This window comes from Micromonospora yangpuensis (assembly GCF_900091615.1).
GTDB lineage: Bacteria > Actinomycetota > Actinomycetes > Mycobacteriales > Micromonosporaceae > Micromonospora > Micromonospora yangpuensis.
Genome location: NZ_FMIA01000002.1, coordinates 6,054,274 through 6,074,011 on the forward strand (window position 1 = coordinate 6,054,274; position 19,738 = coordinate 6,074,011).

Below are 19,738 nucleotides of genomic sequence, written 5' to 3' on the forward strand. Positions count from 1 at the left end.
GTCGGAGGCGCCTTGATGCCGCCATATCGGCCCAACCGAGTCGATCAAGAGCACGATCACCGGCCTTATACCACGATTCGGGACACCGAGGCGTGTTGTCCACAGGGGGCTGCCGGTCGGAGGTCGCCGGCTGTCCACAGGGCTGGTGCGGGACGACCGGTGGGCCCGAGGCTGGGTTCATGCCACCCGTACCGCATCGCCCCGCCGCTCTCGCCTGGCAGGTCTTCCGTGGCTCGGACGCGCTCCGGGGCAAGCTGCTCACCCGGTCACAGTTGCGCGGCGCTTCCTGGATTCACCTGTGTCAGGACGTCTACGCCGACACCCGCCTCGAACGGGATCACGCTCTCGCCTGCCGGGCGGTCCTGCTGACGTTGCCTGCCGGGACGACGATCGCCGGTCCGTCAGCGGCGTACCTGCACGGGGTGAAGCACGCGGCCCGATTCGACGACGACGTGCACGTTCTCGTACCCCGCGAAACGCGGGTACGTTCCCGCCGCGGCCTGCGGGTCCACTCCACCGCGCTCGGCCCGTCCATCACGCCCGGTCCCTCCATCACGCCGGGCTCGTCCACCGCGCTCGGCCCGTCCACCGCGCTCGGCCTGCCGGAGCCCGCTCCGCTCAGCTCGGCGGCTCCCGTCCCCCGGCGGGCACCGGTCACCCCCGGCGCCTCGGCGTGCGGGCTCACCTGGCCCTGGTCCAGTCCCACGCTCGCCTCCTGGGAGACGGCAGCCTGGCTTGAGCCGGTACGGGCGGTCGGCATCATCGACACCCTGCTCGGCAACGGGCTGACCACCCGCGTCCAGCTCACCGGGATCGGGAGGCGCCTCGCGGGCCGGCCCGGGGGCCGGCGGGCCCAGCTTGCGTTCGAGCTGGTCGATCCGGCTGCCCAGTCGCCGCCGGAGTCACACCTGCGGGTCCGACTGGTACTGGCCGGCCTACCTCGGCCGGTGGCGCAACATCCGGTACGCCTGCCCTCCGGCGCGGTATTGCACCCCGATCTCGTCTGGCCGGAGTTCCAGGTGGCGGTGGAGTACGACGGCCAGTGGCACGCCGATGCCGAGCAACTGCACCACGACCGTCGACGCCTCAACCAGCTGCTGACCGCCGGGTGGATCGTCCTGCACGTGACCAGCCGTCGACTACGGTACGACTTTCCCGCCGTCGTTCGGGAGATCCGCGCCGCCCTCGCCCTGCGCGGCTCGCAATGTTGATCGACTCGGTTGGGTCGATGTGGCGGCATCAAGGCCGCTCCGACCCAGCCATTTCCGCCCAACCGAGTTGATCAAGAGGCTGATCGTCGGCAGGCGGGGTTGCGCGCCTCGTACTCCACCTCGCCGTGTTCCGTACCCGGGATCGGGTCGTCGAAGTGCAGGTGGAAGGTACGCACGTAGCGCAGACCGGCGCGCTCCAGCACCGCCCGGGACCGGGTGTTGACCGCCATCGTCTGCGCCCACACCCGTCGTACGCCCACCGTGTCGAAGGCGTACCGGAGCAACGCCCGGGACCCCTCGGTGGCCAGCCCACGCCCCCAGGCCACGCGGCGGAGCCGGTAACCCAACTCCGCCGCCACGCCGTCCTCGCCCCGATCCCGCACCGGGCCGCCGGACGGCACCGTGCCGCCCTGCACCGCGCCGGACGGAACCGGGTCAGACGGAACCGGGTCGATCAGCGTCGAGCCATCGAATGTCGAGCCATCGGGCGTCGGGTCGAGGGCGAGCCAGCCCAGGAACTCGCCGGTCACGCGGTCCTCGGCGGCCCAACGCCCGAGCCCGGGGTGGCGCTGGTACTGGTCGAGCAGCCGGGGCAGCTGCTCGTCCCGGACGACCTCGACCGGGGTCGGCCGCCCGCCGGTCAGGTAACGCATCACCTCCGGGTCGGCGTCCAACGCCACCAACTCGTCCACGTCGTCCACGGTGAGGCGACGCAGCCGCAACCGCTCCGTCTCCAACCGCACGACACTCCCCGTCCCGGACTCGGCGATGCTCCCCGTACCAGCCGATCCTGCCACCGCCAGCGTGCCAGTGCCGAGGGGTTTTCGGCGGCGCACCGACGACCCCGACGCGGGGATCGGCCTATATCACATTCGATGCACTTCCGGTCGGTTGTCCACAGGGGACGCACCGGGGGTGGCATCGGTTATCCACAGGGGGTTCCGGTGGACGGGTGGGCACCCGCACCCTGTTCGGTATGCCTCGCATCGCCAACCGGCCGACCCCACTCGCCTGGCAGGTCTTCCGTGGTTCCGAAGCGGTCCAACGCAGCCTGCTGACCGAGCACCAGCTGCGCGGCTCCGCCTGGACGCAGGTGCGCCACGACGTCTACGCCGACGCCCGACTCGACCGCGACCACGCCCTGGCCTGTCAGGCGGTGGTGCTGCGACTGCCGCCCGGGGTGATGATCGCCGGCCCGTCGGCCAGCTTCCTGCACGGCGTCGACCACGCTGCCTCGTACACCGACGAGGTGCACGTCCTCGTACCGCGGTCGGTGCGGGTCGGCACCCAACGCGGCATCCGCGTCCACTCCTCCCCCCTCGACCCCCCGAGCCCTGACCCGTCCCGATCCGGCGTGCCCGGCTCCCGTCCGCAGCACGCCACCCTGCTGCGGTCCGGCCCGACTGAGGCGGCCTGGGAGACGGCCGTCTGGCTGGAGCCGGTCCGCGCGGTGGGCATCGTCGACACCCTGCTCGCCCGCCACCTGACCGACGCCGACGCACTCCGGGCGATCGTCTCGGCCAACGAGGGACGACCCGGCAACCGGCGGGCCAGCTGGGTGTTCGACCTGGCCGATCCCGCCGCCCGGTCGCCGTCCGAGTCGCACCTGCGGATCCGGCTGGTCCTGGCCGGGCTCCCCCGCCCGGTGGCCCGGCATCCGGTGCGGCTGCCCACCGGCCGGCTGCTGCATCCGGACCTGGCCTGGCCGGAGTTCCGGGTCGCCGTCGAGTACGACGGGCAGTGGCCCGCCGACGCCGACCGGTCGCACCCGGATCGGGACCGCCTCCAGCAGTTGGCCGCCGCGGGCTGGCTCGTCCTGCCCGCCCCTGCCCACCGGCTGCACCGCGACTTCCCCGCGCTGGTACGGCAGGTACGGTCCGCCCTGACGGCTCGTGGCTGGCGCACCACCCGTGGCCGGTGAGCCAGCGCAGCCGGTCGCCTACGGTTGCCGGCTGCGGCCGGCGCACGCCGACCGGCCGGACGGGACGGATGCGGGACTCCTGAGGTCAGGCTTCGGGCCGGGCCAGCGCCGGGGTCGACGGCGGGCCGGCGGGGACGGCGGGGGCGTTGTCGATCGCCGGCGCAGTGCGCAGTTCGGCCAGGCGGACCACGGCGACGCCGACCACGATCAGCGTGCCGCCGAGCAGTTGGACCACGGTGGGCAGTTCGTTCAGCACCAGCCAGGCGATCAGCACCGCGAAGAGCACCTCGGTCAGTCCCACGAAGGATGCCAGCCGGGCCCCCAGGATCCGGGTGCCGGCGACCCCGGCCAGGTACGCGACGACGGCGGCGAGCAACGCCAGCCCGGCGATCGGCACCAACCAACTGGTACGCCAGCCGGCGAAGTCGACCTGCCCGAAGGTCGCCTCCAGGGAGAGCAGTCCGGTCGCCCCGAGCAGCCCCAGCGCCGCCGCGCCGGTGGCCATGCCGAAGCTGGCCAGGGTCACCGAGGGCAGGTCGTCGTCGATCCGGCCGGCGAGCACGAAGTATCCGGCCAGGCCGACCGCCGCCCCCAACCCCCAGAGCACCCCGACCGGGTCGAGCCGGGTGCTGCCGGTCAGGTCCAGCACGAACACCAGGCCGAGCAGGGCGAGCACCGCACCGACCACGGTCAGCCGGCGGGGCCGCTGGCCGTGCGCCAGCCACATCCAGCCGACCACCAGCACGACTCCGAGGTACTCCAGCAGCAGGGCCACCCCGACCGGCAGGTACCGCACCGCGTTGAAGAAGCAGGCCTGCGCGGTCGCCACCCCGAGCAGCCCGAAGAGACCGATCGGGACGAGGTTGCGCCGCAGCACCGGCCACCGTCCCCGCAGGGCCACCAGCGCGGGTACGGCGAGCACGACGGCGGCGATGCCGACCCGGGCGATCACCGCCGCCTCGGCGGACCACCCGGCGTCGATCAGGGACCGGGCGAAGGTGCCGGAGGTGGCGAAGGTGAGCCCGGAGAGCAGCAGCAGACCGAGGCCGAGCCCGGTGGCGGGACGGGGACGCATCGAATCTCCTCGACTCGGCAGTGTCATGAGTGAACTAGGATTTCGATGATGACGGTAGACGGCCCTCACGACAGGAGTCAACGTGCTTTTCGCTCATGACACCGAGGCTGCCCTGATCAGCGCCGCCGCCCTGGTCAACACCATCGACGAGGGCGAGGGCCTGCCCGACATCTCCGCGCTGGGTCGCTTCCTCGCCGAGCACCGCTACAGCGGCCGGCACGACCGGACCGAGGCGGAACTCCGGTCGGTACGCGAGCTGCGGCCCCGGCTCCGCCGGATCTGGTCCGCCGACGAGGACGAGATCGTCGGGATCGTCAACGGGCTGCTCCACGAGGCGAAGGCGTTGCCACAGCTCATCCGGCACGACGACGAGCCGTACCATCTGCATGCCGTGCCCCGGGACGCGCCGCTGGCCCGGCGGATGGCGGTGGAGGCCGCGATGGCCCTGGCCGACCTGGTTCGCAGCGGCGAGCTGAGCCGGCTGCGCCGCTGCGCCTACCCGGACTGTGACAACGTGCTGGTCGACCTGTCGAAGAACCGGTCCCGACGGTTCTGCGACGCCGGCTGCGGCAACCGCGCGGCGGTCAACGCCTACCGCGCCCGCAAGGCCGCCGCCGATCGCCCCTGACCAACCCGCCCGACTCAGGGGTGGGTCATCCGGAGCACGTCGAGCGCCTCGTCGAGCTGCTCCTCGGTGAGCTTGCCGTTGTCGACGTGTCCCCGGGCGAGCACCACCTCGCGGATCGACAGCTCCTTGGCCAGCGCCTCCTTGGCGATCGACGCCGCCTCGTCGTACCCGAGGTGACGGTTGAGCGGGGTGACGATGGACGGCGACCCCTCGGCGTACCCCAGACAGACCGCTTCGTCCGCGACCAGGCCGACCACCAGGCGGTCGGCGAAGAGCCGGCTGGACGCGGCCAGCAGCCGGATCGACTCCAACAGGTTGCGCCCCATCACCGGCAGCATCACGTTCAGCTCGAAGTCGCCCTGCGAACCGGCGAACGCGACCGTGGCGTCGTTGCCGACGACCTGGGCGCAGACCTGGCGCATCGCCTCGGCGACCACCGGGTTCACCTTGCCCGGCATGATCGACGAGCCGGGCTGCAGGTCGGGGATGCGCAGCTCACGCAGGCCCGCCCGGGGCCCGGAGCCCATCCACCGGATGTCGTTGGCCACCTTATAGAGGCCGACCGCGACGGTACGCAACTGCCCGGAGGTCTCCACCAACGCGTCCCGGGCGCCCTGCGCCTCGAAGTGGTTACGCGCCTCGGTCACCGGCAGGTCGGTGGAGGCGCGCAGCTTGGCGATCACGGCGGCGGCGAACCCGAGCGGGGTGTTGATGCCGGTGCCGACGGCGGTGCCGCCCAACGGCAGCTCGGCCAGCCGGGGCAGGGCCGACTCCAGCCGCTCGATGCCGTACCTGACCTGCGCGGCGTAGCCGCCGAACTCCTGACCGAGGGTGACCGGGGTGGCGTCCATCAGGTGGGTACGCCCGGCCTTCACCACGGTCTCGAACTCGGCCGCCTTCGCCTCCAGCGCCCCGGCCAGGTGCTCCAGCGCCGGCAGCAGGTCCCGGGCCACCGCCTCGGTGGCGGCCAGGTGGATCGAGGAGGGGAAGACGTCGTTGCTCGACTGGGAGGCGTTGACGTCGTCGTTGGGATGCACGTCCCGGCCCAGCTCCCGGCCGGCCAGGCTGGCGATCACCTCGTTGGTGTTCATGTTGGACGAGGTGCCGGACCCGGTCTGGAAGACGTCGATCGGGAACTGGTCGTCGTACCCACCGGCGGCCACGTGCGCGGCGGCGGTGGCGATCGCGGCGGCCACCTCCGCGTCGATCACCCCCAGCTCGCCGTTGACCTCGGCCGCCGCCCCCTTGATCTGGGCCAGCGCCCGGATCTGGGCCGGCTCGATGCCCCGCCCGGAGATCGGGAAGTTCTGCACCGCGCGCTGCGTCTGCGCCCGCCACAGCGCGTCGGCGGGCACCTCCACCTCACCCATCGAGTCGCGTTCGATCCGGTATGCCGTTGCCTCTGGAGTCGTCACGCATACCATCCTGCCGCGCCCACCGGCGGCACGCAGATGATCGCACCGACCGATCAGGTCACACCGGTCGGCGACGCTTCGGGGCGGTTCCGTTGAGGAGAACGCCGCGACGAGCTAATCTGCTAGATAGCTATAGCTGATGGAAGTGGACCCGGCAGCCTTCCGGACGGTGGGTGGGCCGGGTCTCGCGCTGTCCGGGCTCAAACTTCCCGACCTTGCCTGATCATGGATCAGCCACCACCGGCCTCGCCGGACTCCACCCCGCCGGCCCGCAGTATGCGTCGCACCTGTTCACGGCCGTAGCCGGTGACCCGGGCGATCTCGCCGACCCGCCGCCCATCCCGGTACGCCGACACGATCTCGGCGGCGAGCCGTTCCCGCACCTTCGGCACGTCCGCCCGGGCCGACGCAACCTCAGCGAGCCCATCCTGCACCCGCTGGCGCGCCGCCCGGTATGCCTCCGAGGCTGCCTCAAGCTCAGACATCCGGTTGGCGTGCCGCTTCGATGTTCAGGGCCTCCGGGCTCCTTCAGGCGTTGTCCTCTGCGCTCCGGATTATCTGCCGGATCCGCTCCCGGCTGTACCCGGTCGCGGCCACGATGTCCACCTGGCGTGCCCCGTCCCGGTCGGCGGCCCGGATCGCCTCGGCCAACTCGGCCCGAGCGGCCTCCACCCGGGCGCGAGCCTCCGCGATGAGGCGGGCGGCTCGCTGCTCCGCACCTGGCACCCCAGCCTGCGCCGCACGCAGCTTCCGCACCGCCGATTCCAGGTCAGCCACTTGGCCATCGTCCCCGCCTAAGCCCTAGGCCAACTCAAATGTCCCCCACATAGGCCTAGTTACCATGCTGCCATTTGGCCAACCTTGCTGTGCAATAGTTGGCATTGGCTCAGCCCCGCGAGCATGGAGGAGAGCATCATGGAAACCGGCGAGATACTGGCAGTAGGTCCACGGGAGTTGCCGCAGAACGGCACGGTTCAGGTGTGGGTGGACGCCGGCAGCGGCAGCAGCGGACAGCGCATCGTCGTCCCCGTCACGAGCCTTCAGCCGGACGACAACGACCACGGGGAGAGCAAGACTGCCCTATACATCCTTCGGATGCACCCGTAACAGCACTGAACCTGCCCGCGCACCCCGCAGACTCACACCACGACGCTCCTCGGCGCGCACGTTCCTGGAAATAGTGGCCTCGATCAGCCTGGAGGCCACTACTTCCGCGATCTAGCGAGCCCCACGCAGGTGCGGGGGTGATCAGGGTCAGCGGGTGGCGATGGTGAGGACGGGTTTGGTGACTTCGGCGAAGAAGTCGTTGCCCTTGTCGTCGACCACGATGAAGGCCGGGAAGTCCTCCACCTCGATCTTCCAGACCGCCTCCATGCCCAGCTCGGCGTACTCCAGCACCTCGACGTGCTTGATGCAGTCCTGGGCCAGTCGGGCGGCCGGGCCACCGATCGAGCCGAGGTAGAAGCCGCCGTGCTGCTGGCAGGAGCGGGTCACCTGGCCGGAGCGGTTCCCCTTGGCCAGCATCACCTGGGAGCCGCCGGCGGCCTGGAACTTCTCCACGTACGCGTCCATCCGGCCGGCGGTGGTCGGGCCGAACGAACCGGAGGCGTACCCCTCGGGGGTCTTGGCCGGGCCGGCGTAGTAGACGGCGTGGTCGCGCAGGTACTGCGGCATCGGCTCACCGGCGTCGAGCCGCTCGGCGATCTTGGCGTGGGCGATGTCCCGGGCGACGACCAGCGGGCCGGTCAGCGACAGCCGGGTCTTCACCGGGTACTTCGACAGCTCGGCGCGGATCTCGTCCATCGGCCGGTTGAGGTCGACCCGGACCACGTCGGAGGCGTCCAGCGTCTCGTCGGTGACCTCGGGCAGGAAGCGCGCCGGGTCGGTTTCGAGTCGCTCCAACCACACCCCCGACGGGGTGATCTTGGCAACCGCCTGCCGGTCGGCGGAGCAGGAGACCGCGATGGCCACCGGGCAGGACGCACCGTGCCGGGGCAACCGGACCACCCGTACGTCGTGGCAGAAGTACCGGCCGCCGAACTGCGCGCCGATGCCGAAGTTGCGGGTCAGCTCCAGCACCTGCGCCTCCAGCTCCAGGTCGCGGAAGCCGTGCGCGCTCATCGAGCCCTCGGTGGGCAGCGTGTCCAGGTACTTCGCCGAGGCGTACTTGGCGGTCTTCAGGGCGTACTCGGCGGAGGTGCCGCCGATGACCACGGCCAGGTGGTACGGCGGGCAGGCCGCGGTGCCGATCAGCCGCAGTTTCTCCTCCAGGAACTGCATCATCCGGGTGGGGTTCAGCAGCGCCTTGGTCTCCTGGTAGAGGTACGACTTGTTGGCCGAGCCGCCGCCCTTGGCCATGAAGAGGAACTTGTACCCGTCGGGGTGCCCGTCCGGGTCCTCGGCGTAGAGCTCCACCTGGGCCGGCAGGTTGCTGCCGGTGTTGCGCTCGTCCCACATGGTCAGCGGGGCCAGCTGCGAGTACCGCAGGTTCAGTTTCGTGTACGCCTGGTAGACGCCCCGGGAGATCGCCTCGGCGTCGCTGCCGTCGGTGAGCACGTGCCGCCCGCGCTTGCCCATCACGATCGCGGTGCCGGTGTCCTGGCACATCGGCAGCACGCCACCGGCGGCGATGTTGGCGTTGCGGAGCAGGTCGAGGGCGACGAACCGGTCGTTCGGCGAGGCCATCGGGTCGTCGATGATCGCCCGGAGCTGGGCCAGGTGCGCCGGGCGCAGGTAGTGGGCGATGTCGTGCATCGCCTCGGCGGTCAGCGCGGTCAGCGCCGCCGGCTCCACGGTGAGGAAACGACGCCCCCCGGGGCCGTGTACGACGTCCACGCCCTCGTCGGTGACCAGGCGGTACTCGGTCTGGTCCGGGCCGGTCGGCAACAGGGGAGCGTAGGAGAAGTCGGCGGCACTGCTCATGAGGCGAAAGCCTAGGCCAGTCGGATCGATCAGTCCCACCCGCCGGGTGGGTCCTGGGACGCCACGCTGATCCGTACCGATCGGTGGGATCGTTCTGCGGCCTTCGGGCCCCGCGGGATCAGCCGTCCTTGTCCCGTTCGGCCTCCGGACACGCCTCCTGCTTCGGGCCGCAGTCGCGCTGGTCACCCTGGCCGCCGGGCGCGTCGGGGCCACCGGGTGCGCCGGGTGCGCCGTCACCCGCGCCCGGCGCGCCGCCGCCCGGCGGAGCGTTCGACGCGCCGAACCGGACGTACCCGATCTCCCGGCCCTCACCGATGATCATGCCGCCGGGCCCCACCGCCAGCGCGTTCGCCGCGGTCCGCAGGCTCACCAACTCCCGCCCGGTGCGCGGCTCCACCACCGCCAGCCGGGAGGGTTTCTCGTCCGAGACCACCGCACCGTACGGGGTGAGCATGGCCCTGGTCCGGTCGTTGGCGGGTCGGGTCCAGCGTTCCCGGTCGACGTCCAACTCCCGGCCGACGATCGAGCGCTGGTCGGCGCTGCGGGTCACCGTGTACCGGTCGTCGACCGCGAGCAGCTTCTCGTCGACGGCGTTGACCTGCAACAACCGACCGCTGTACCCGTCGAGCACCGCCTCCCGGCCGTCGGAGCCCATGCCGATCAGCACGTTCCGGGCGCCCTGCGGATCCTCCCGTTGGGCGCAGCCGGCGCTGTCGGCGGTACGCAGGTTGATCCCGGTCCGATGCCACACCTGCTGGCCGGTCGCCGGATCCCCCGCGGTGACGGTGAACAGGCAGACGCCCTCGGCGGAGCGCGCGGTGATCCGGACCAGCCGGCCACCGACCACGGAGAGTCGTTCGTCCCGGCCGGGTTGGACGTCCTGCAGGACCCGGCCGGTAGCGGTGTCCACCACGTGCACCCGGCCGTCGACCGGGAAGCCGAGCAGCGGCGGTACCGGCTCCGCGCCGGCCACCCCGTCGTCGACCCGGGTGGCGGTGAGCCGGCGGGTGTCCAGCACATCCGGGTTGTCGGCCAGCCAGGAGGTGCTGACCCCGGGCAGGAACGCCGTCCACAGTGGCTGCTCGCCGCGCGGCTCCCAGGCCGACAGGGTGCAGTCGGTGGCCCCGGCACAACGCGCGTCGAGCAGCAGGTTCTGGTACGTCCAGACGGCCACCGCGTCATCGACCCGGCGACGTACCGCACCGGTGTTCGGATCGAGCAGGTCGTACCCCTTGACCAGGAGCTTGCCCACGGCGACCACCGCGTCCCGGTCGCCGCCGGCCACCGCGGCCCAGTCCGCCTTACGCTCCCAGAGTTGTACGCCGGTGGCCAGGCTGCGCGCCTCGACCCGGGTACGCTGCTCGACCACGACGGCGTCCCCGGCGATGGTCACGCTCTGCGGGGTACCGCCGATGCGCTCCTGCCAGATGACGTCCGGCTCGGAGATGGGCTTGCTGCGCTTGACCCAGTCCCACATGCCGGGGAACGGGTTCCAGAGCCCGGTGGCGGCCAACACCACCACCGCGACGAGGGCGAGCAGCAGGACGCCCTTGACGCCGGGGCCCTTCTGGTTCGCCACACGGACACGGTAGTCACGATCACCGCCACGCCCGACACCCGCACGCCCGTGTCGCCACCCTTTCTCCCCCGCCCCGGGTGTAAGGAGGGGGCCCTTCCTATACAAAAAGCGTTAGGAAGGGGCCCTTCCTTGCAGCTGGGAGGCGGAGCGGACCAGGGGGAGGGTGCGGTACGGGATCGCCTCGGCCAGGGCGATGATCGTCGACGCCCGGGTGATGCCGGCGAAGGAGACGATCTGGTCGATCACCCGTTGCAGGTCGGTGTTGGAGCGGGCGACGATCCGGCAGAGCAGGTCGCTGGAGCCGGTGATGGTGTGCGCCTCCAGCACCTCCGGGATGGCCGCCAGGTGCGTGGTGACCGGGTCGTGGCCGTGCCGTTGACTGATCTCCAGGGTGACGAAGCTGGTCACCCCGAAGCCGATCGCGGCCGGGGAGATGTCCGGCCCGAAGCCGCCGATCACGCCGCGCCGGGTCAGCTTGTCCAACCTCGCCTGGACTGTGCCCCGGGCCACCCGGAGTCGACGGGAACACTCCAGCACCCCGATCCGGGGCTCCTCGGCGAGCAGCGCGATCAGGAGGGCGTCCACCTCGTCCAGCTGTACAGACTGCTCAGTGGTCATGGGTGAACATCGTACCGATTGCGCAACCTGACCAGGAGGAACGCTGACAGTTGCCCAGCCGGGCCCCGACCGCGATCCTCGCCACAGAGGTACCGGACGGTCGCCCACGAGGTGACCGGCGAGGAGGGAGTGCGCGATGACCCAGGCGATCGACCGACCCCAGTCGACCGGAGAGGTCGACGTCGACGAACTCGTCGGCGCCGTCGACCACGACATCAGCCGCGACCCGTTCCCGGTCCGGGGGCTGGACCACCTGACCTTCGTGGTGGGCAACGCCAAGCAGGCGGCGCACTACTACTCCACCGCGTTCGGCATGACCTGTGTCGCGTACCGGGGGCCCGAGCAGGGCTACCGGGACCACGCCGACTACGTGCTGACCAGCGGTTCGGCCCGGTTCGTGCTGCGCGGGGCGGTCAGCCCGACCGCGCCCGAGGTCGAGTTCGTCACCCGGCACAGCGACGGCGTGGCCGACATCGCGCTGGAGGTGCCCGACGTCGACGCCGCGTACGCCCACGCCACCGCACAGGGCGCGACCGGCCTGCTCGACCCGCACGACGTCACCGACGAGAACGGCACGGTCCGGATGGCCGCCATCGCCACCTACGGCGACACCCGGCACACCCTGGTCGACCGCTCCCGCTACACCGGGCCGTTCCTGCCCGGCTTCGTGGCCCGGGGCCCGATCGTCGACCGGCAGCCCATGATCGACGCCAAGCTGCAGCCCAAGCGCTTCTTCCAGGCCGTGGACCACGTGGTCGGCAACGTGGAGCTCGGCCGGATGGACGAGTGGGTGGAGTTCTACAAGCGGGTGATGGGCTTCTCCAACATGGCGGAGTTCATCGGCGACGACATCGCCACGGACTACTCGGCGCTGATGAGCAAGGTGGTCGCCAACGGCACCCGCAAGGTCAAGTTCCCGCTCAACGAGCCGGCGGTGGCCCGCAAGAAGTCGCAGATCGACGAGTACCTGGAGTTCTACCAGGGCCCCGGCGCCCAGCACATCGCGGTGGCCACCAACGACATCCTGGCCAGCGTCGACGCCATGCGCGCCGCCGGTGTCGAGTTCCTGGAGACCCCGGACTCGTACTACGACGACCCGGAGCTGCGGGCCCGGATCGGCAACGTCCGGGTACCGATCGAGGAGCTGAAGGCCCGCAAGATCCTGGTCGACCGGGACGAGGACGGTTACCTGCTGCAGATCTTCACCAAGCCGGTGCAGGACCGCCCCACGGTCTTCTTCGAGCTGATCGAACGGCACGGCTCCCTCGGTTTCGGCAAGGGCAACTTCAAGGCCCTCTTCGAGGCGATCGAGCGGGAGCAGGAACGACGCGGCAACCTGTGACCCCGGTAGGGCCCGCATGTTCGACGTGTCGGGCCCGTCCCGGCACCCGCGCCGTCGCCGGTGGGCGATCCACCACCGGCGGCGGCGCACCGCTGCCCGGCCTGCCCGTCGGCGTCGTCGTTAAGGTGTGCAGGTGAGCGAGCACAGCGAACGGACCGTCCGGACCAGCGCGACGCCGGCCGACGGCTACGCCGGGGTGGCGCCGTGAGCGTCGCCCCCGGCTGGTACGTCGACCCCGCCGACCGGGACACCCGACGGTACTGGGACGGTGGCGGCTGGATCGGCGCACCCATCCCGGTCGACGCCGAGGTGCCGGAGGGCCCACCCGAGCCCGAGCCGGAGCCCACCCCCGCCCAGGAGTCCACCTCGGGCGGCCCGGCCAGCGGTCCCCCGGCAGCGACCGGCAGCACCGGTACCGGGTCCGGTTCCCCGCAGTACGGCCCCGGCCAGCCCGGAAGCGGTCCGGCGCCGGGCGGCGCTGGTCCGGCACAGGGCGGCCCGGCCTGGCCCGGAGCTGGCTCCCCACCGGCCGGCCCCAGCTGGCCCGGAGCTGACGCGACCGGCCCTGGGCAGGGCGGTCCGGAGCAGGGCGGCCCGGGGCAGGGCGGGCCGGGGCAGGGCGGGCCGGGGCAGGGCGGGCCGGGGCAGGGCGGGCCGGGGCAGGGCGGGCCGGGTGGTCCCGGCTGGCCCGCACCGGGCCCGGGGCAGCCGCCCTGGACCGGACCGGGGACACCGCCCGGCTGGCCGCAGCAGGCCTGGCTGAGCCGGCCGCCCGAGCCCCGGCCGCACGGCTTCCCGTTGGCCGGGCACGGCGCCCGACTGGTGGCCCGAGTGATCGACTTCGGTGTGCTGTTCGCACTGAACGCCGTGGTGAACGGCTGGTTCGTCTGGCGCTACATCCAGGAGGTCACCCCGTACTGGCGGGAGGTGATGAGCCGGGCGATGGCCGGCGACTCCTCCACCGACGGGCTCCCCCAGCCCGGTGACCAGGCCGGTGGCCTCCAGGTTGCCATCCTGCTGATCGCCACCGCGCTCTGGTTCGCCTACGAGGTGCCGGCGATGGCGGCCAGCGGGCAGACCTTCGGCAAGAGGGTGGCCCGCATCCGGGCCGTGCCGATGGCGCAGGACCAACCGCTCGGCTTCGGCCGGTCGTTGCGCCGGTGGAACACCCTCGGCCTGCCCACCCTGCTCTGGTACTGCTGCGGGCTCGGGCTGATCCTCCAGCTCGTCGACGCGGTGTCCCCCCTCTTCGACCATCCGCTGCGGCGGGCCCTGCACGACAAGCGCGCCCAGACCGTGGTGATCCAGGTGCCCCCTGCCACTCCCCCGACCGCGCCCACCCCCCCGGGAGAAACCCCATGACGGAGACCTCACGTCACCAGCCGGCGCTGCGGCTGACCCGTGCCGACCTCGACGTGCTGCCCAACTACGTACCCGGTCGCAGCCCGGCCGACCTGGCCCGTGAGCTGGGCCTGCCCGAGGCGATCAAGCTGGCCAGCAACGAGGTCCCCTACGGGCCACTGCCCGGCGTGGTGGAGGCGGTGACCGAGGCCGTCGCCGGCACCCACCGCTACCCGGACATGGGGGTGGTCGCGCTACGCGAGGCGCTGGCCGAGCGGTACGACGTCGACGTCGACCGGATCGCCACCGGCTGCGGTTCGGTGGCGCTGGCCGAGCACCTGGTCCGGGCCACCTGCCTGCCCGGGGACGAGTTGCTCTACTCGTGGCGCTCGTTCGAGGCGTACCCGATCATCGCGGCGACCAGCGGCGCGACCAGCGTGCGGGTGCCCAACGACGCCGGCCACGGGCACGACCTCGCCGCGATGGCGGCGGCGGTGACCGACCGGACCCGGATGGTGCTGGTCTGCAACCCGAACAACCCGACCGGTACGGCGGTCGGCCGCGCCGAGCTGGACCGGTTCCTCGACACCGTCGGCGAGGACGTGCTGGTCGTGATCGACGAGGCGTACCGGGAGTTCGTCACCGACCCGGCGGTGCCGGACGGGCTAACCTACCTGGACCGGCCGAACGTGGTGGTGCTGCGCACGCTGTCCAAGGCGTGGGGGCTGGCCGGGCTGCGGATCGGTTTCCTGGTCGCCGCGCCGGCCGTGGCGGCGGCGGTACGCAAGGTGGTCACCCCCTTCTCCACCAGCCTGGCCGCCCAGGCCGGCGCGCTCGCCGCACTCGCCCAGGCCGACGAGGTGCAGCGCCGCTGCGCGCTGATCGTGGCCGAGCGGGAGCGGGTCACCGAGGCGCTGCGCAAGCGCGTCCCGGACGTGCCGACCAGCCAGGCGAACTTCGTCTGGCTGCCGCTCGGCGACCGGGCGGCCGAGTTCGGCCGGGCCTGCGAGAAGCGTGGCGTGATCGTCCGCCCGTTCGCCGGCGACGGGGTCCGGGTCACCATCGGCACCCCGGCCGAGAACGACGCCTTCCTGGCCGCCGCCGAGTCCGCCCTCACCTGACGTGCAAGGAAGGGCCCCTTGTTAACGCTTTCGGTAGAGCGGGGCACCCCGCTCACCCCGCCCCGTTAACAAGGGGCCCTTCCTTCGCGCAGGGGGCGGTCAGGTGGCGGCTAGGACGAGGGCTTCGCCGGTGAGGAAGTAGCGCTGGTCCTCGGCCTCCGGGGCGACCGGCGGCTTCAGCCGCTCCACGGCCAGGTAGCCGTCCACCGCGTACGCGTAGCCGGGTTCCCAACCGAGGCCGTCGCGCCCCACGGTGAGCACGAACCGGGAGCGCTGCGCGCCGGTGCTCGGGTCCAGGGTCACCAGCTCGCTGGTCTCGGTGAGCAGGTGGACCCGGCCCGGCTGGGCCGCCAGGATCCGGACCGACCCGAGATCGGCCCGACGCCAGAGCTCCTCCCCTGTCCGGGGCGAGCGCCCGGTGACCCCGCCGGGGATCACCCCGACCACGTGCTCGCCGACGAGTTCGGTGTCCGGACGGTCCAGGGCGGGGGCCGCGACCGGCTCGCCGGCGCCGAGCAACCAGCCCCGGCCCGTGCCGTCGCCCTCGGAGGTGGTGCGCAGCCCTCGGCACTCCGACCGGGGGGACTGGCAGCCGGTCAGCGTCGCCACCAGGGCGTCGGTGGTGCCGGGCGGTCGCCACCGGGTGGCTACCGCGCCGGTCACCGCGTCGCGCAGCTCGACCGCCGGCTCGTCACCGCAGGCGTCCACCGTGGCGACCTGCCCGGCGAGCGTGGTGCCCAGGTCGGTGCGGCACTCGGCGGTCGCGTCGGCCCGCCACAGCTCCCGGCCGTCGGCCAGGTCGAACCCGCGCTGCTGCCGGTCCCCGGTGACCACCAGCACCGGGCGGCCGTCGGTGCCCCGGGTGACGTGCAGCCCGCGCGGGTCCCAGACGGTCGCCGCACCGGTGCGCCGGACCCGCCGGTCCTGCCCGGGTGCCCGCTCCGGCCCGGCGTGCTCGGCCGCCGGTTCCGGTCCGTCGGCCCGCCAGCTCACCTGTCCGGTACGCGCGTCCAGCGCCACCAGCTTCCCGTCCGACCACCGGCTGAGCACCGTCGTGCCTTTGGCCAGGACCCCGTCGAGCCGGGCCGGCCAGCGCCGGTACGACCAGTACGGGGTGCGCCGGTTCTTGCCGGTCACCGGCTGGTCGGCGTAGACCTGCCGGTCGGCGGCGTACACCCGGAGGCGACCGTCGACGATCAGCGGGGCGACGGGCAGCCGGCCGATCACTCCGACGTCGGAGTTGGCGACGTCCGGGTAGGCCGCCTGCGCGGGGGTGCTGACCTCGGCGGGCGCGAGCACCCGGTACGCCGTGGCGGCCACCACGACGGTCACCAGCAGCGCCCCGGCCACGACCACCATCCGTCGCCGGCCCTTCGCGAACCCCATGCGCACCTCCGCCCGGCACCCTACCCAGCGGAAGTCGCCGGCTGGGCCGGCGGGCCGGACAACCCCCCGGGTCAGGCCGCTTCGACGGTGCCGGCCCGGTCGACGGCGGCGGCCAGGTCGGCGAGGTCACGGCGCAGGGTGCCCTCGACCGCGCGGGCGGCCAGGCCGCCGAAGAGCAGTCCGATCACCCGGCCGTACCCGGCGGTGGGGAGGGCCTGGTGCTCGACGGTGACCGCCGTGCAGCCCCGACGACGGCGACGCACCTGCCGCAGGGCCCAGGTGGTCCGGTAGTCGACCCCGGTGCCGGGCGAGCTGAGCACCAACCGGTCGGGTGCGCGGGCCTCCAGCACGAGAAACTCCTCGGCCAGGGTGCCGCCGTCGGGACGGGAGCGGACCTCCCGCCACGCGGTGCCCGCGCCCAGTCGTCCGGCGGTGAGCACCTCGACCGCGCCGACGGCGGTGAGCCAGTCGGCGCGGACGGACAGGTCGACCAGGAGACGCCACACGTCGACGGGGGGTGCCGCGATGAACCCGGTGACCGTGACCGTCGACATGACACCTCCCGTGTCGTCCACCGTACGGTGGGTGCGCGTGACGCGGGGGGCGGGTGTGGGGATTCCGCCGCTCGGCGTGGCGGGCTCTCCCCGTTCGGCCGGCGGCGGAACGGGGTCAGCGGCGGAACCCGCCGGCCCGGATGCCGCCGACGAAGGCCGACCAGTCCAGCGGGCCGATCTCCAGGCTGGGCCCGCTGCGGTCCTTGGAGTCGCGCACCCCGACCACCCCGAGGGTGGCGACCAGGTTGTCCGCCACCTCCACGCAGAGCCCCTGGTCGTTGGAGCGGCTGCTGGTCCGCCAGATGGCACCCGTGAGCTCGTTCATCGTGTTGCTTCCTCTCCGATCGAAACGGCACCGCCACGCCCGGCGTTCCGGGCGGGGTGCCCGGGTACCGGCGCGTGGCTGGCGATGAGTCCGGTCGATCAACGAGAGGAGCCACGGTCCCCGGTCGCACCCGATGTGCGACCGGGCGGGTCAGCGGGCCGGGCGGATGGTCCCGGTCACCTCACCGAGGGCGATGGTGGTGCCGTCCGGCCCCGGCGCGGTGGCCCCGATGGTCACCGTGTCACCGTCGGCGAGGAAGGTACGACTCTGGGTGCCGACCGTGACCGGCTCGGTGCCGCCCCAGGTCAGTTCCAGGAACGACCCGACCTGGGTACGTTCGGGGCCGGAGACGGTGCCGGAGGCGTACAGGTCGCCGGTGCGCAGCGACGCCCCGTTGACGGTCAGGTGGGCCAACTGCTGTGCCGGGGTCCAGTACATGGTGGCGAACGGTGGCTCGCTCACCCGTTCGCCGTTCCACTCGACCGTCAGGCGCAGATCCAGCCCCAGGTGGGGCACGTCCCGCAGGTAGTCGACGACCGGCGGGTCCTGCTCCGGCGCGGGTACGAAGGCCGCGCCGAGCGCCTCCAGCGGGGTCACCCAGGCCGCGACCGAGGTGGCGAAGGACTTGCCCAGGAACGGGCCGAGTGGCTGGTACTCCCAGGCCTGGATGTCCCGGGCGGACCAGTCGTTGACCAGCACCACCCCGAAGACGTGGTCGGCGAAGTCGTCGACGCCGACCGGTCGGCCCAGCGGGCTGGGCACCCCCACCACGAAGCCGACCTCGGCCTCGATGTCGAGGCGTACCGAGGGGCCGGTGACCGGGCCGTCGGCGGTGGCCCGCTGGCCCCGCGGCCGGACCACCGGGGTGCCGGAGACCACCACCGTGCCGGCCCGGCCGTGGTACCCGATCGGCAGGTGCTTCCAGTTGGGCAGCAGCGGTGGCTGGCCGGGGCGGAAGATCTGCCCGACGTTCGACGCGTGGTGTTCGGAGGAGTAGAAGTCGACGTAGTCGGCCACCTCGAAGGGCAGCAGCATTTCCACCTCGGCCAGCGGCACCAGCAGCGGCTGCACCGCCGCCCGGTGGGCTTCGTCGGTGAGCAGTTCGGTCACCCGCTGCCGGACCGCCGTCCACTGCGGGCGCCCCAACGCCATGAACTCGTTGAGGGTGGCCCGGGAGAGCGCCCCACCGGCGAGCACCAGGTCGGCCGCCTCCGCTGCGGCGAGGTCGAACACCTGGTCGGCGATCCGTACCCCGATCCGTGGCTCCCGCCCATCGGTCCGGAACACCCCGTACGGCAGGTTGGTCACCCCGTACGGCGAGCCGTTCGCGCCCGTCACCCAGGTCATTGTTGGTATCCCCCGTTCACCAGCCCCAGCCGGATCAGATCGGTAAGTGGTTCCGAGACGCTGCACGAACCGAACCCGACCCACCACGGCCGGTCGCCGGCCAGGTCGGCGCGGACGCGTTCGGCCACCGGTAGCGGGTCGGTCGAGGCGAGCCGTGCCGCGACGGTGTCCACGGTCTCGCCGTCGGCGGCGACGAGTACCGCCGCCAGCACGTTACCGAAGCCGTGGTGGGTGAACCCGGTCTCCGGGTCGAGGTGGCGGACCGCGTGGTGCAGCCCGGCGGTCAGCTTGAAGGGCAGGTCCCGGTCCCGGCAGGCGCAGATCACCGCGGCCAGCTCGGCCGGGCGGGGGAAGAGTTCGGCGGCCAGCCCGCCGGTGCGGAACTTCGCCGCGACCGGCTGCCCGGCCTGCCGGGCGGTGGCCAGGGTGTCCAGCGCCGCCATCAGCCCGAAGGTCAGCGGGATCTCGGCGTACCGGTCGATGCCGTCGGCGCGGGCGAGCAGCGCGGCCAGGCCGGGAGCCGGGTCCTCCCCCCGCTTGCCGACCGCCGCCTCGACCTGCCGGACCACGATCCGCCGGTCGGCCTCGGCGAGGGCCCGGTCGAGCTGGTCGATCGGCAGGTCGCCGATCACCCCGACCTCGATCGGGGTGTCGTCGAGCAGCCCGGCCAGCGCCGGCAGGGCGCTCGCCGGCACCAGGAGCGGGCCGACCAGGTCGGCGTACCAGGCGGTGCGGTGCGCGCGGTGCGCGCGAACCGCGTCGGGCAGGGCGGCGCTGCCGGGCGGGAAGACGGCCGCGTCGTCGACGAGTCCGGTCAGGAGGCGGGGCACCTGCGTTGACACGAGACAAGAATGTACGGGACCCTACAAGGAACGGACAACAGCGTCCGATTAACGGACGCGGCGCCACAGCTGATGCGGTGCGACGAGATACGCCGCACTCGATCCGAGTCA

At 72.5% G+C, this 19,738-nt stretch carries 20 protein-coding genes; 7 read left to right on the forward strand and 13 right to left on the reverse strand.

Annotation, left to right across the window (positions count from 1 at the left end; all coding sequences use genetic code 11):
* The first annotated feature begins 179 nt into the window (after positions 1–179).
* Entirely contained in the window at positions 180–1,211 is a 1,032-nt protein-coding gene (locus GA0070617_RS27425) for an endonuclease domain-containing protein (protein ID WP_091444941.1), read from the forward strand.
* 71 nt (positions 1,212–1,282) lie between these two features.
* Here GA0070617_RS27425 and GA0070617_RS27430 read toward each other — a convergent pair whose 3' ends face one another.
* Positions 1,283–1,954 (reverse strand): GNAT family N-acetyltransferase, encoded by a 672-nt coding sequence (locus GA0070617_RS27430; RefSeq protein ID WP_091444943.1) that lies wholly within the window; start codon positions 1,952–1,954, stop codon positions 1,283–1,285.
* 233 nt (positions 1,955–2,187) lie between these two features.
* Here GA0070617_RS27430 and GA0070617_RS27435 point away from each other — a divergent pair, with 233 nt between their 5' ends.
* Positions 2,188–3,132 (forward strand): hypothetical protein, encoded by a 945-nt coding sequence (locus tag GA0070617_RS27435; protein WP_091447580.1) that lies wholly within the window; start codon positions 2,188–2,190, stop codon positions 3,130–3,132.
* An 85-nt stretch (positions 3,133–3,217) separates the two neighbouring features.
* Here the strand turns inward: GA0070617_RS27435 and GA0070617_RS27440 are convergent, their stop codons facing one another.
* On the reverse strand, positions 3,218–4,207 hold the full coding sequence (locus tag GA0070617_RS27440) for an EamA family transporter (protein WP_091444945.1): 990 nt from the start codon (positions 4,205–4,207) through the stop codon (positions 3,218–3,220).
* An 82-nt stretch (positions 4,208–4,289) separates the two neighbouring features.
* Here GA0070617_RS27440 and GA0070617_RS27445 point away from each other — a divergent pair, with 82 nt between their 5' ends.
* Positions 4,290–4,835, forward strand: coding sequence for a CGNR zinc finger domain-containing protein (locus tag GA0070617_RS27445; RefSeq protein WP_091444947.1), 546 nt, complete (start codon positions 4,290–4,292; stop codon positions 4,833–4,835).
* A 14-nt stretch (positions 4,836–4,849) separates the two neighbouring features.
* Here the strand turns inward: GA0070617_RS27445 and GA0070617_RS27450 are convergent, their stop codons facing one another.
* From GA0070617_RS27450 to GA0070617_RS27455, 3 genes are all read right to left on the reverse strand, one after another.
* Complete coding sequence (locus GA0070617_RS27450) at positions 4,850–6,259, reverse strand: class II fumarate hydratase (protein WP_175440683.1); 1,410 nt, start codon at positions 6,257–6,259, stop codon at positions 4,850–4,852.
* Between the two features lie 221 nt (positions 6,260–6,480).
* Positions 6,481–6,735 (reverse strand): helix-turn-helix domain-containing protein, encoded by a 255-nt coding sequence (locus GA0070617_RS30230; protein ID WP_139135789.1) that lies wholly within the window; start codon positions 6,733–6,735, stop codon positions 6,481–6,483.
* A gap of 43 nt (positions 6,736–6,778) precedes the next feature.
* On the reverse strand, positions 6,779–7,027 hold the full coding sequence (locus GA0070617_RS27455; protein WP_091444952.1) for a hypothetical protein: 249 nt from the start codon (positions 7,025–7,027) through the stop codon (positions 6,779–6,781).
* Between the two features lie 123 nt (positions 7,028–7,150).
* Between GA0070617_RS27455 and GA0070617_RS27460 the strand changes: the two genes are divergently transcribed.
* Complete coding sequence (locus GA0070617_RS27460; protein ID WP_091444954.1) at positions 7,151–7,357, forward strand: hypothetical protein; 207 nt, start codon at positions 7,151–7,153, stop codon at positions 7,355–7,357.
* A 147-nt stretch (positions 7,358–7,504) separates the two neighbouring features.
* On the opposite strand, the gene GA0070617_RS27465 is transcribed toward GA0070617_RS27460, so the two are convergent.
* From GA0070617_RS27465 to GA0070617_RS27475, 3 genes are all read right to left on the reverse strand, one after another.
* Entirely contained in the window at positions 7,505–9,172 is a 1,668-nt protein-coding gene (locus GA0070617_RS27465; protein ID WP_091444956.1) for a fumarate hydratase, read from the reverse strand.
* A gap of 118 nt (positions 9,173–9,290) precedes the next feature.
* Complete coding sequence (locus tag GA0070617_RS27470; RefSeq protein WP_091447583.1) at positions 9,291–10,715, reverse strand: PQQ-binding-like beta-propeller repeat protein; 1,425 nt, start codon at positions 10,713–10,715, stop codon at positions 9,291–9,293.
* 147 nt (positions 10,716–10,862) lie between these two features.
* Entirely contained in the window at positions 10,863–11,369 is a 507-nt protein-coding gene (locus GA0070617_RS27475; RefSeq protein WP_091444958.1) for an Lrp/AsnC family transcriptional regulator, read from the reverse strand.
* Between the two features lie 136 nt (positions 11,370–11,505).
* Between GA0070617_RS27475 and hppD the strand changes: the two genes are divergently transcribed.
* The 3 genes from hppD (at position 11,506) to hisC (ending at position 15,173) form a co-directional block, all read left to right on the forward strand.
* Positions 11,506–12,711: a 4-hydroxyphenylpyruvate dioxygenase gene (gene hppD / locus GA0070617_RS27480; protein ID WP_091444960.1), complete on the forward strand. Its 1,206-nt coding sequence runs from the start codon at positions 11,506–11,508 to the stop codon at positions 12,709–12,711.
* Positions 12,712–12,915: 204 nt separating this feature from the next.
* On the forward strand, positions 12,916–14,073 hold the full coding sequence (locus tag GA0070617_RS27485; protein WP_091444962.1) for an RDD family protein: 1,158 nt from the start codon (positions 12,916–12,918) through the stop codon (positions 14,071–14,073).
* Entirely contained in the window at positions 14,070–15,173 is a 1,104-nt protein-coding gene (gene hisC, locus GA0070617_RS27490; RefSeq protein WP_091444964.1) for a histidinol-phosphate transaminase, read from the forward strand. Before GA0070617_RS27485 ends, hisC begins: the two co-directional genes overlap by 4 nt.
* A gap of 99 nt (positions 15,174–15,272) precedes the next feature.
* Here the strand turns inward: hisC and GA0070617_RS27495 are convergent, their stop codons facing one another.
* The 5 genes from GA0070617_RS27495 to GA0070617_RS27515 all read right to left on the reverse strand — a co-directional run bounded on the left by GA0070617_RS27495 (position 15,273) and on the right by GA0070617_RS27515 (position 19,627).
* A complete protein-coding gene (locus tag GA0070617_RS27495) occupies positions 15,273–16,559 on the reverse strand; it encodes an outer membrane protein assembly factor BamB family protein (RefSeq protein ID WP_091444966.1) in 1,287 nt (428 codons plus the stop codon).
* A 71-nt stretch (positions 16,560–16,630) separates the two neighbouring features.
* Entirely contained in the window at positions 16,631–17,113 is a 483-nt protein-coding gene (locus GA0070617_RS27500) for an SRPBCC family protein (RefSeq protein WP_091444967.1), read from the reverse strand.
* Between the two features lie 115 nt (positions 17,114–17,228).
* The gene (locus tag GA0070617_RS27505; protein WP_091444969.1) at positions 17,229–17,438 is read right to left on the reverse strand and encodes a DUF397 domain-containing protein; all 210 of its coding nucleotides are present in this window, start codon (positions 17,436–17,438) and stop codon (positions 17,229–17,231) included.
* A gap of 150 nt (positions 17,439–17,588) precedes the next feature.
* A complete protein-coding gene (fahA, locus tag GA0070617_RS27510; RefSeq protein ID WP_091444971.1) occupies positions 17,589–18,785 on the reverse strand; it encodes a fumarylacetoacetase in 1,197 nt (398 codons plus the stop codon).
* Positions 18,782–19,627 carry a hypothetical protein gene (locus GA0070617_RS27515; RefSeq protein ID WP_091444973.1) on the reverse strand — a complete coding sequence of 282 codons (846 nt, stop codon included), beginning with the start codon at positions 19,625–19,627 and terminating at the stop codon, positions 18,782–18,784. The genes fahA and GA0070617_RS27515 overlap by 4 nt, the downstream gene beginning before the upstream one ends.
* Positions 19,628–19,738 lie beyond the last annotated feature (111 nt).

Coding starts and splice junctions, on each gene's coding strand:
- GA0070617_RS27505 (WP_091444969.1), bottom strand. CDS start 17,438: ATGAACGAGCTCACGGGTGCCATCTGGCGGACCAGCAGCCGCTCCAAC.
- GA0070617_RS27475 (WP_091444958.1), bottom strand. CDS start 11,369: ATGACCACTGAGCAGTCTGTACAGCTGGACGAGGTGGACGCCCTCCTG.
- GA0070617_RS27500 (WP_091444967.1), bottom strand. CDS start 17,113: ATGTCGACGGTCACGGTCACCGGGTTCATCGCGGCACCCCCCGTCGAC.
- GA0070617_RS27465 (WP_091444956.1), bottom strand. CDS start 9,172: ATGAGCAGTGCCGCCGACTTCTCCTACGCTCCCCTGTTGCCGACCGGC.
- GA0070617_RS27450 (WP_175440683.1), bottom strand. CDS start 6,259: ATGGTATGCGTGACGACTCCAGAGGCAACGGCATACCGGATCGAACGC.
- hppD (WP_091444960.1), top strand. CDS start 11,506: ATGACCCAGGCGATCGACCGACCCCAGTCGACCGGAGAGGTCGACGTC.
- hisC (WP_091444964.1), top strand. CDS start 14,070: ATGACGGAGACCTCACGTCACCAGCCGGCGCTGCGGCTGACCCGTGCC.
- GA0070617_RS27435 (WP_091447580.1), top strand. CDS start 2,188: ATGCCTCGCATCGCCAACCGGCCGACCCCACTCGCCTGGCAGGTCTTC.
- GA0070617_RS27460 (WP_091444954.1), top strand. CDS start 7,151: ATGGAGGAGAGCATCATGGAAACCGGCGAGATACTGGCAGTAGGTCCA.
- GA0070617_RS27495 (WP_091444966.1), bottom strand. CDS start 16,559: ATGGGGTTCGCGAAGGGCCGGCGACGGATGGTGGTCGTGGCCGGGGCG.
- GA0070617_RS30230 (WP_139135789.1), bottom strand. CDS start 6,735: ATGTCTGAGCTTGAGGCAGCCTCGGAGGCATACCGGGCGGCGCGCCAG.
- GA0070617_RS27425 (WP_091444941.1), top strand. CDS start 180: ATGCCACCCGTACCGCATCGCCCCGCCGCTCTCGCCTGGCAGGTCTTC.
- fahA (WP_091444971.1), bottom strand. CDS start 18,785: ATGACCTGGGTGACGGGCGCGAACGGCTCGCCGTACGGGGTGACCAAC.
- GA0070617_RS27440 (WP_091444945.1), bottom strand. CDS start 4,207: ATGCGTCCCCGTCCCGCCACCGGGCTCGGCCTCGGTCTGCTGCTGCTC.